This window comes from Flavobacterium amylolyticum, from assembly GCF_048284335.1.
Lineage (GTDB): Bacteria > Bacteroidota > Bacteroidia > Flavobacteriales > Flavobacteriaceae > Flavobacterium.
Genome location: NZ_JBLVPG010000003.1, coordinates 202,704 through 213,288, shown reverse-complemented (window position 1 = coordinate 213,288; position 10,585 = coordinate 202,704). Strand labels below are relative to the sequence as shown.

The 10,585-nt window shown below is 33.5% G+C and carries 9 protein-coding genes; 7 read left to right on the top strand and 2 right to left on the bottom strand.

What is annotated here, in order from left to right:
- Positions 1-18 precede the first annotated feature (18 nt).
- From ACNQF9_RS11805 to ACNQF9_RS11795, 3 genes are read left to right on the top strand one after another with little or no spacing between them, the layout of a single operon-like run.
- A complete protein-coding gene (locus ACNQF9_RS11805) occupies positions 19-843 on the top strand; it encodes a glycosyltransferase family 2 protein (RefSeq protein WP_417990277.1) in 825 nt (274 codons plus the stop codon).
- Positions 840-1,247, top strand: coding sequence for a sugar 3,4-ketoisomerase (locus ACNQF9_RS11800; protein WP_417960807.1), 408 nt, complete (start codon positions 840-842; stop codon positions 1,245-1,247). The genes ACNQF9_RS11805 and ACNQF9_RS11800 overlap by 4 nt, the downstream gene beginning before the upstream one ends.
- Entirely contained in the window at positions 1,244-2,335 is a 1,092-nt protein-coding gene (locus ACNQF9_RS11795; RefSeq protein WP_417960805.1) for a glycosyltransferase family 4 protein, read from the top strand. The genes ACNQF9_RS11800 and ACNQF9_RS11795 overlap by 4 nt, the downstream gene beginning before the upstream one ends.
- Here the strand turns inward: ACNQF9_RS11795 and ACNQF9_RS11790 are convergent.
- Complete coding sequence (locus ACNQF9_RS11790) at positions 2,332-3,222, bottom strand: glycosyltransferase family 2 protein (protein WP_417990276.1); 891 nt, start codon at positions 3,220-3,222, stop codon at positions 2,332-2,334. The genes ACNQF9_RS11795 and ACNQF9_RS11790 overlap by 4 nt on opposite strands.
- Positions 3,222-3,908: a cell division ATP-binding protein FtsE gene (locus ACNQF9_RS11785; RefSeq protein ID WP_417960801.1), complete on the bottom strand. Its 687-nt coding sequence runs from the start codon at positions 3,906-3,908 to the stop codon at positions 3,222-3,224. The genes ACNQF9_RS11790 and ACNQF9_RS11785 overlap by 1 nt, the downstream gene beginning before the upstream one ends.
- 247 nt (positions 3,909-4,155) lie before the next feature.
- On the opposite strand from ACNQF9_RS11785, the gene ACNQF9_RS11780 reads away from it, so the two are divergent.
- The 4 genes from ACNQF9_RS11780 (at position 4,156) to ACNQF9_RS11765 (ending at position 10,568) form a co-directional block, all read left to right on the top strand.
- The gene (locus ACNQF9_RS11780) at positions 4,156-7,170 is read left to right on the top strand and encodes a tetratricopeptide repeat protein (protein ID WP_417990275.1); all 3,015 of its coding nucleotides are present in this window, start codon (positions 4,156-4,158) and stop codon (positions 7,168-7,170) included.
- Positions 7,171-7,252: 82 nt separating this feature from the next.
- Entirely contained in the window at positions 7,253-8,116 is an 864-nt protein-coding gene (locus ACNQF9_RS11775; protein WP_417960797.1) for a PhzF family phenazine biosynthesis protein, read from the top strand.
- Positions 8,117-8,163: 47 nt separating this feature from the next.
- The gene (locus ACNQF9_RS11770; RefSeq protein WP_417990274.1) at positions 8,164-9,975 is read left to right on the top strand and encodes a porin family protein; all 1,812 of its coding nucleotides are present in this window, start codon (positions 8,164-8,166) and stop codon (positions 9,973-9,975) included.
- Positions 9,976-10,118: 143 nt separating this feature from the next.
- Complete coding sequence (locus ACNQF9_RS11765) at positions 10,119-10,568, top strand: hypothetical protein (protein ID WP_417960793.1); 450 nt, start codon at positions 10,119-10,121, stop codon at positions 10,566-10,568.
- Positions 10,569-10,585 lie beyond the last annotated feature (17 nt).

Sequence of the window (10,585 nt, the reverse complement as noted above, 5' to 3'; positions counted from 1 at the left end):
TGTAAATATAATGACAAATTGATAAAAGAATTTAAAAAAGGCGATCTAGAAATAGTATTGGCTACGATGAATAGAGATTCTTTGGATTTTTTAATTCCTATGTTTCCTTTTTGTCATTTTTCTGAATTGTCAATTGTAATTGTCAATCAAACCGTGAAGAATAAAGTATTGGTTTCTGATTTTCCTTCCATTAGAGTTGTAAATTCATTTGAAAGAGGGTTGTCTAACAGTAGGAATTTAGGATTGTCGAATGCAAGAGGAAAACTTGTTTTAATAGCCGATGACGATGAGGTTTTCAAAGAAGATTTTGAGAGTAGTATTCTGGAAGCACATAACAATTATCCTGAGGCATCCAGCATTTGTTTTGCGATAGAAGATTCAGAAGGCTTGTTGTTTAAAAAATATCCTTCTCACACAAAACTACAACTAAATTATTTGGATATTTTCAATGTTTTATCCATTGAAATCAGTTTAAAAAAAGCGGTATTTGATCAATTAAATAATAAGTTTGATACTAATTTTGGTCTTGGTAGTCCATTCATGATGGGGGAAGAAGCTGTTTTTTTGTCAGATTTAAAAAAGCAAAAACAAATTATAATCATTGAGCCTAAGGTTATAGCGAGTCATCCAGCGGTTTCAACGGATGATAAATTAAATTATGAACAAAGATATTTCATACAAGGAGCGTTCTTCACTAGAGTTGGAAAGCATAAGTATCAACTCTGGGTTTTGTTAAAACTTTTTTTTGACATTAAACAAAATAAGATTAAAACAAACCAGGTTTTTGCAGCACTAAAAAGCGCAAATAAAGGAAAAGACGCTTTTTTACAAATGATTAAATGAAAACAACCATAAGCGCCATACAGCTACTAAAAATACCTGTCATAGAAGACACGAGAGGGAATTTAGCATTCATTCAAAAGGATTTTTTGCCATTTGAATTTAAGCGCGTGTACTATCTTTTTGATGTGCCGAGTAATGCATATAGAGGCGGACATTCACACATTGATCAGCAAGAAGTTCTGATTGCTTTAAGCGGAAGTTTTGAGGTTGTTCTTCACGATGGTTTAGGGAAAAAGTCATTTGTATTGAACAAACCAAATCTTGGGTTACTGATACCAACAGGAATTTGGAGGGAATTACAGAATTTCTCTTCAGGAGCTGTTTGCTTAGTATTGGCATCAGATGTTTTCGAAGAAGCCGATTATATTCGGGATTTTGATGATTTTTTGGAGTCAAAAAAATGAAGCTTCTTTATATAGTTCCTAACATAAATAACGAAGGAGGAGTCGCTCGAGTGCTTTCGGTAAAAACGAATTGTCTTATAGAAAAATTCGGCTATGAAGTGCATATTTTAACCCAAAATGAAGGTTGTTCTCCATTGTTCTACTCTTTCAATAAAGCGATTGCTTATCATGACATGAAATTGAAAGGCACTTTTTTTCAGTTTTTTAGTTCGTACAGCAATGCTTTAAAAACTAAAGTAGAAGCCATACAGCCGGATTGTATTATTGTTTGTGATAATGGTTTGAAAGCTTTTTTTATTCCTTTTATTTTAAAGACAAAGATCCCTATTATTTTTGAGTGCCACGGTTCTAAATATATTGAGGAAAAGGAGCCGACAAAATATTTCTCTTCAACAAAAATTAAAATACTGTTCAAAGAATTGTCTGCCAGAAAGTTTACCAAGTTTGTTGCCTTATCGAAGGAGAGTTTGAAAGAATGGAATGTAAAAAATGGAATTGTAATTCCAAATCCACTATGGTTTGAAACAACGACTTTCTCAGATTTAAAGGCTAAAAAAGTAATTGCAGTTGGTCGTCATTCGTATGAAAAAGGATTGGATAGAATGTTACCTATCTGGAAAAAAGTTGTAGCGAAACATCCGGATTGGATTTTGGAAATTTTTGGAAAATCATCTGAAAAGAACAATCTAAGAGTGTTGGCTGAAGATCTTCATATTTTGGATAATGTTGTTTTTCATGGCCCCGTTCAGGATATTATTAAAAAATATACAGAAGCTTCATTCTATTTAATGACGTCGCGATTTGAAGGTTTTGGAATGGTGTTGCTTGAAGCAATGGCTTCCGGATTACCCTGTGTTGCTTATGATTGTCCGTGTGGGCCAAGAGCAATAATTGCTCATAACGAAGACGGTTTTTTAATTGAAAATGGTAACGAATCAGAATATGTCAAAGCCGTACAGACCTTAATCGAAAAGGAAGAAATTAGGATTGAAATGGGAAAAAAAGCAAAGTTATCCAGCGAAAAATACCATATAGTTACTATTATGGAAATCTGGAATCAGCTATTCATTGACATCAAAAAAAATTAATTTTTTTGTCCTATCGAGCACAAATAACCCATTCGAAACCAATTAAATAGGAATAAATTAGGGTTGTTTCCTGTCAGATTTTTTAGGAGCGACTTTTCTAAAAAGGGATGTATTTGTGAAATAATATGAGTTAATCTCGTTTTTTTTAAAAAATGATACAGTTGTAATAATCGAACAAACTCAATATCAATTTTTTTACCTTCATATAATAACATTAGATTTTCTAAAGCCTCTTTAGTTTTGTTTAGATAAGCTCGATTGGTATCAATATCTCCATGTGCTACGGGATTTTCGATATGGCTAACTTTGGCTTGTAATAGGCGCAATTGACAGGAAAATTGGGTGTCATCATGGCCGTATTTTTTTATATTTCTATCAAATTTTATTTCATCGAAATAGTTTTTTTTAATTACGGTGTTGTTAAAAAGTAACGATTGATAGGTTTTTTTCTTTCTATTTTCGGCATTTTTATCCTCAATAAACCTTCCGTATTTCCAACGCAGTTTTTGATTGTCGGAGGGACATTTTCTAGGATGCAACCGGCCGCCATAAATAACATCAAAATCGTCAAGATTGTCGATGTATTTTTTGATGTAATCTTCATGAATAATTACGGAGTCCCCATCAATAAAAAGCAAATATTGATATTTTGCTTGTTCGGCAAGGGAATTTCTGTTTTCACGATGGGCAAGGTTTTCTTTTACCGAGATGAAACTACAGTTAGGAAATACATTTATATTCTCATTAAATGCATTTAAACACGATCGCGAAGCGTCATCTTGACATAGAATTTCAAAATGTATCCCGCAATCCATACTTTGTTTGTGTAACTCCGAAACAAGTGGATAAGCGTTGTAATTATAAACAGGAATTAGTATGGAAAGCATTATGCTGTTCGCTGCTGAATAACCTCAAAAATTTTGGAGTCTTCGCATTTCAATGTTTTTGAAGGAAATTTCATTAGTAGGGCATAATCGTGCGTTGCCATAATGATGGTCTTTCCGTTAGCATTTATTTTCTTTAACACCTCTAATACTTCGGCACTGGTTTGTGGATCTAAATTTCCTGTAGGTTCATCAGCAAGGATTAATTCTGGATCGTTTAGCAAAGCCCGAGCGATAGCCACACGTTGCTGTTCTCCTCCGGAAAGTTGATGTGGCATTTTTTTGCCAAAATCTCTCATCCCCACTTTATTCAAAACCTCGTCAATTTTATTTTGCATTTCTATGTTGTCTGTCCAGCCAGTGGCTTTCAATACAAATAACATATTGTCATTTACAGTACGGTCCGGTAGTAATTTGAAATCCTGAAAAACGATACCAATCTTTCTTCTCAAAAACGGAATATCATCTTCTTTTAAAGTGGATAAATCAAAATCTACAATGCTTCCTTCACCTTCAGTCATAGGTAAATCAGCATACAAGGTTTTCATTAAACTACTTTTTCCAGAGCCTGTTTTTCCAATGATATAAAGAAATTCACCATGTTTTACCTCTAAGTTTACGTCTGTTAAAATAGATTTCCCTTCTTGATAAATAGTTACATTTTTTAAAGACAGTACAGATTGTGACATAGTTTGCTTTTGTTTATTGGGTAAAAGTAATAAGATAACGGTTCTATTCAAAATAAATTCTGTTGTATTAGATAGAAAAAAAAATATTATAGACAATATAGTAAAGTCATGATGTTTGAACTGGTTGTTTAAAAAGTAAAGAAGATTAAAATCCAAACTGTAAAAAAAATATTCATAATAAAAACCAATTGCCATTCGTTATAGAGTTCAGAATATAATACATTTGAATTTTTAAAATTAAATCACAATGCGTAAACTTTCCTGGGGGTATTTCTTTTCTTTTTTTATTGTAACAGCTGCAATTTCGGCACAAAAATCTACCATTTATACTCACGAATCTAAAGATTTTAACAAAGCAGTTTCATTGTTTAAAGATTCACAATATGCATCGGCGCAAATTATTTTTAATAAAGTAAAGGAAACAGCCACTACTGATGAGTTAAAATCAGATTGTGCTTATTATGCCGCTAATTGTGCCATTCGGACCAATCAAGCCAATGCAGATGAATTGATGGAGAATTTTGTTTCTGATTACCCTACCAGTGTAAAACAAAATCAGGCATACATTGAGGTGGCACATTATCATTTTGATCAAGGGAATTATCCACAAGCCTTACAATGGTTTGATAAAGTGGATGAAAGCAGTTTGAGCAGAAACGATCAGGATAAATTTAATTTTCAAAAAGGCTATAGTTTTTTTAATGCCAAAAAGAAAAAAGAAGCCACAGTTTATTTGAATAAAGTAGTGAACTCGGTAGAATATGGTTCACAAGCTAAATATTATTTGGGTTTTATGGCGTATGAAGGAGATGATTATAAGCAAGCTACAAAATATTTTGATGAAGTTTCGGGTGAAGAAAAATACAAAGAAAAGCTATCGTATTATCAAGCCGATATGAATTTTAAATTAGGGAATTTCGAGAAAGCAATAGATTTAGGACAGAAAGCAATGGATAAATCAGACCCTTTGGAAAAATCTGAATTAAATAAAATAATTGGCGAAAGCTATTTTAACCTAAAAGAATACGACACCGCAATTCCATTTTTGGTTGCTTACAAAGGAAAAAAAGGGAAATGGAATAATACGGATTTTTATCAGTTGGGATATGCGTATTACAAGCAGAAAGAGTATGAAAATGCGATTTCTCAGTTCAATAAAATAATTGGTGGTAAAGATTTCGTGGCACAAAATGCGTATTATCATTTAGGCGAAAGCTACTTGAATACCGATAAGAAACAACAGGCTTTGAATGCTTTCAAAAATGCCTCTGAAATGGAATTCGATATCGCAATTCAAGAGGATGCCAGTCTAAATTATGCTAAATTGAGTTATGAATTAGGAAATTCCTATCAAAGTGCACCCGTTATTCTGCAAGCTTTTCTAAATAAATATCCGGATAATGCTAGCCGTTCAGAGGTAGAACGGCTGTTGATTGATTCTTATATTTCTTCAAAAAATTACAAAGAAGCTTTAGTTTTATTGGAAAAAAACAAATCTCCAGAAAATAAATTGGCCTATCAAAAAGTACTTTTTTATAGGGGTTTAGAGTTGTATACTGATGGAAATTATCCAGAGGCTTTTAAAATGTTTAGTAAATCTTTTAGGGAACAAAAAGACGCTGTTTTCACCGCAAGGGCTACTTTCTGGAAAGGAGAAAGTGAATATGTTGTGAATGATTTTAAAGAGGCATTATTGAGTTTCAAGCAATTTATTGGTTCAAATCAAGCCGCAACAACACCAGAATATAAAAACAGTAATTACAATATTGCTTACGCTTATTTCAAATTGAAAGAGTACGATCAAGCAGGTGATTATTTCCAAAAACAAATTGAGAAGGCGCCTGCTGATAAAGTACGTTTGAATGATTCCTATTTGCGTTTAGCGGATTCTCGTTTTGTAACTTCAAAATATGGACAGGCAATGGATGCGTACAGTAAAGTTATCGAATCTAAGAGTGTCGATGCAGATTATGCGTATTTCCAAAAAGCAATTTCTTATGGTTTTATGGCTAAAAATGATAAGAAAATTGATGAGTTGAATGCCTTTTTACAATTGTATCCAAAATCAGAATACAGAGACGATGCGTTTTTTGAATTGGCAAATACCTATGTTGCCGAGAATAAAAATGAGCTTGCGATAAAAAACTATGAGCGTTTAAATACAGAATTTAAAAAAGGTGCTTTCACTTCAAGATCTATTTTGCGTCAGGGATTGGTGTATTATAATACCGATAAAGACGACCAGGCCTTATTGAAATTTAAAAAAGTAGCGGCGGATTTTCCTAGAACTCCAGAGGCTTTAGAAGCTGTAGCCACCGCGCGATTAATATATGTCGACAATGGCAGAGTAGAGGAGTATGCAACCTGGGTTCGCACGTTAGATTTTGTTGCAGTTACAGATGCAGAGCTTGATAATGATACGTATGAGGCTGCCGAAAAACAGTTTCAGCAAAATAATACCAAGCAGGCTATTACGGGATTTAGTGGTTATGTCAATCAGTTTCCCCGAGGAATACATGCTTTGCAGGCTAATTATTATCTGGCTCAACTGTATTTCGCTGAAGGATCCGAGAGCAAATCAATTCCTAATTATGAATATGTAATTGCACAATCCAGAAGTGAATATACGGAACAGTCCTTGTCCCGATTGGCTCAAATTTTTCTTAAAAACAAAGAATATGGCAAAGCAATTCCGGTCTTGTCCCGTTTAGAAAATGAAGCGGATGCTGCTCATAATAAAACATTTGCACAATCAAATTTGATGAAATCTTATTATGATTTGAAAGATTATTCAAATTCGGTTATTTACGCGGATAAAGTATTGATGAATCCTAAAACGGATGATAATGTAAAAAGTGATGCGCAAATTATTATAGCGCGTGCAGCAATTGAAACGGGTGATGAGGCTAAAGCGAAAGTTGCCTACGCAAAATTAATGACGATTGCCAGAGGAGAATTAGCAGCCGAAGCCTTGTATTATGACGCCTATTTTAAAAATAAGGACCAGAAATTTGATGCTTCTAATGCTGCCGTTCAAAAATTAGCAAAGAATTATTCCAGCTATAAGTATTTTGGCGCCAAAGGTTTGGTCTTAATGGCGAAAAACTTTTACGGTTTAAAAGACAGTTATCAGGCAACGTATATTTTAGAAAATGTAATTCAAAATTTTACTGATTTTCCGGATGTGGTTGCTAATGCAAAAGCGGAATTAGATACTATAAAAGCGGAAGAATCCAAAACAAATGCATCGATAACTAAATAAAGAAGGCAGTTATTGTATGTTGGGAAGCATCAAAAAACGGCATGAAATTTTTAGAATAATCGAAAGTCAAAAAACAAATAGAATGAATCTACCTTTTTACATCGTTGATGTTTTTACAAAGCAAAAATATGCAGGCAATCAATTGGCTATTTTTTTAGAGGCTGAAGCCTTAAGTGACGAACAGATGCAAAAAATCGCTCGTGAAATCAACTTTGCAGAAAGCACATTTATAACAAAGCTTAGCCCTGAAAATAGCTTCGCAGAAATTAGGATTTTTACTCCAGAGCACGAAATGAAGTTTGCTGGACATCCAATAATAGGAACGTCGTGGGTTTTGATGAATAAGATATTTGAAAACCAACCAGAAAAGATTACGTTATCGGTTCCAATTGGTGAAATTCCAGTACATCAATCGGGAGATTTGGTTTGGTTACAGGCGGCTCAACCTCAGTTTTTGGATACTTTTTCAGCAGAAGGTTTTTTATCCTTCAGCAATTTAAGCAGTGCTGATTTTGATGATAAATTTTCCATTCAGGAAGTAAGTACCGGAAGCGCCTTTGTAATTGTTCCTCTGAAAAATAAAAAAGCATTGGAGAATTTAATTCTTGACATGGATAAAATGAACGAATGGTTGCATACCTACTGTAAAACCAATCATAGAGCGTTATATTTTTATTGTTTAGAAGATGCAAAACTCATTAGCAGAATGCTATGTGTTGAAAACAATCAACTTATTGAAGATGCCGCTACGGGAAGTGCCAGCACTTGTTTACAGGCTTTTCTTTTAAAATATTATTCGCCAGAAATTAAAATGGTCAATCATCAGGGGGATTTTATAAACAGAGCCTCCCAGATTTATTTTGATGGAAAATTAAGTGAAAATAATTTTGATATAAAAATAGGCGGAGAAACGCAATTCATTGCAAAAGGGGAATGGGAAGTTTAAAGATTAAGATTATTAGCGTTAGAAATAAGAAGTAAAAAAAATAAAACATGACATTTAAAGTATTAAACATAAAATCATTCACAAATACGGCAGCAAGGTTTTCGGCTCCCTTTCCTTCAGTGAGAGTTGGGTTGGGGATTTTATTTCTTTTAGTTTCCCAATTCTCATTTGCACAAAAAAAAGAGCAAATAGGCACCGAAACTGTAAATGTAGTAAAACCCTACACCCCAAAGATTTCAGATGCTTTCAAAGTAAAAGAAATTCCGGAACTGGACGAGGATGGTAATACCAAAAAGGAAACTATAAAATACAATATATTTTCTTTTCCTGTGGCCTCGACTTTTACACCATCCAAAGGAAAAGCGGAAGGTGTCGAGAAAGGAAAAGAAGCACATTTGTTTAAAAATTATGCGACTTTTGGAGTAGGGAATTACGGAACCTTTATTGGGGAGTTATACGTTAATCATGACCTTAGCGCTACGGATTATGTAGGGGGAATGTTTCGGCATCATTCGTCTCAAGGCGGCATTAAAAGTGTAGAACTGGACAATCGATTTTATGATACCGCTATAGATTTGATGTATGGTTCTAATCAAAAAGAGCTTTCTTGGAATCTGGATTTAGGATATCAAAATCAAATTTATAACTGGTATGGATTGCCTGCTACTTTTGGCAATACTTTGTCGCCTCAGGAGAAATCAATTTTGATTAGTGGTATTGATCCAAAACAAGCTTACAGCACGATATCATTGGGAGGTAATGTAGCATTTAATGAAAGTGTCTTGGATAAAATGACCTTAAAATTTAATCATTTTTCAGATATTTTTGATTCTTCAGAAAATAGATTTTACGCAAAACCTACAATAGAATTTGATGTAATGGAGAGTGCCGTAAAAACGGATTTGATAGTGGATTATGTTGCTGGAAACTTTAAGAATAATTATTCGAAGACTAATACAGAGCCCTTGAAATATAGTTTTACAAATTTTGGGATTGCCCCTAGTTTTGTAATGCAAGAAGACGATTGGACTTTGAATATTGGTGCCGCTTTTTTTTACAGTTTGGACAATCAATACAGTAAAAATAAATTTTTTGTGTATCCAAAATTTAATGCTTCCTACAAAGTGGTAGGTGATTTGATGATTTTCTACGCTGGTGCTGAGGGGAATTTAGAGCAAAATTCGTATCAGGATTTTGTGGATATCAATCCGTTTGTATCACCAACATTAAATATTGCGCCTACGGATCAGCAGTACGATGTGTTTGCGGGATTGAAAGGGAAATTGACAAATAATGTGAGTTATAATATTAGAGGTTCTTATATAAATGAAAGAAATAAAGCGATGTTTAAAAGCAATAGTTACACTGAAAACTCGAATAATCAGGATTACGCTTTTGGAAATTCCTTTCAAGTGGTGTATGACGATATGCGAACATTGAATTTTTACGGAGAACTGAAAGCAGATTTTTCTAAAAATGTGACTTTTGGGATTAATGGAAGCTTTAGCAGTTTTACGAATAGTTTTGAGAGTGAAGCCTGGAATTTGCCCGCTATAAAAATAAATTCTACTCTGGATTTTAATATTACAGAAAAGTGGTTTGCTGGTGCGAATGTTTTTTATGTAGGCGAGCGTAAGGAATTTACAATATTGGCATTTGAGCCTGCATATATTGAGGGCACTACAACTTTAAAATCGTATTTTGATGTAAATGCGAATATTGGTTACAAATACAGTGATCGATTGACCGCTTTTGCAAGAGCTAATAACATTACCAATAATGCTTACCAAAAATGGCATAATTATCCAGTTCAAGGTTTTCAAGTCATTCTGGGAGTGAACTACAAATTTGATTTTTAATTTTTTAACTAAAAGACACTTAGATAAAAGGTTTTTATTTGTTCTTTTGGGATAAATTAAATTCTCTTTGTTTATTGAGTTTGTTGATTTACTAAAAATTAGAATTTTTTTTAATGTCTTAGTCCCTTTGTGGCAAAATAATTATGACTTTCAAACAAAAAATACATACTCATTACCTTCAATTAGTGCAGGATCGAATCGATGTTTTCAAAGACATGATTGTCGCCCTTACGGAGGATTCAAAGAACGATGCAAAAGGTTCTGCAGGAGATAAGCATGAAACCGCTTTATCAATGATGCATATTGAGCAAGAAAAACTTAATCGTAAATTGAGGGAAGTGCTGGATCAAAAAGTAATTTTGGATAAAATTGATGCTACTGCAATTGCTGAAACTATTATTGTTGGGAGCTTAGTGAAAGCAAACGGGATTTATTTATACCTGAGCGTGGCACTCCCAAAAATTAGTATTGAAGGCATTAATGTTATTGCTTTATCACCGCAATCTCCTTTGGGAAATAAATTAATGGGGAACAAAACGGGATTTGCTTTTGAGATAAATACTACAAGATACATTATAGAAGAAATTTTTTGATTGGATATTTTTAAATA

What these genes read in the sequence shown, in the direction of transcription:
- ACNQF9_RS11800 (WP_417960807.1), top strand. Translation starts at nt 840, where the DNA reads ATGAAAACAACCATAAGCGCCATACAGCTACTAAAAATACCTGTCATA.
- ACNQF9_RS11795 (WP_417960805.1), top strand. Translation starts at nt 1,244, where the DNA reads ATGAAGCTTCTTTATATAGTTCCTAACATAAATAACGAAGGAGGAGTC.
- ACNQF9_RS11790 (WP_417990276.1), bottom strand. Translation starts at nt 3,222, where the DNA reads ATGCTTTCCATACTAATTCCTGTTTATAATTACAACGCTTATCCACTT.
- ACNQF9_RS11785 (WP_417960801.1), bottom strand. Translation starts at nt 3,908, where the DNA reads ATGTCACAATCTGTACTGTCTTTAAAAAATGTAACTATTTATCAAGAA.
- ACNQF9_RS11780 (WP_417990275.1), top strand. Translation starts at nt 4,156, where the DNA reads ATGCGTAAACTTTCCTGGGGGTATTTCTTTTCTTTTTTTATTGTAACA.
- ACNQF9_RS11775 (WP_417960797.1), top strand. Translation starts at nt 7,253, where the DNA reads ATGAATCTACCTTTTTACATCGTTGATGTTTTTACAAAGCAAAAATAT.
- ACNQF9_RS11770 (WP_417990274.1), top strand. Translation starts at nt 8,164, where the DNA reads ATGACATTTAAAGTATTAAACATAAAATCATTCACAAATACGGCAGCA.
- ACNQF9_RS11765 (WP_417960793.1), top strand. Translation starts at nt 10,119, where the DNA reads ATGACTTTCAAACAAAAAATACATACTCATTACCTTCAATTAGTGCAG.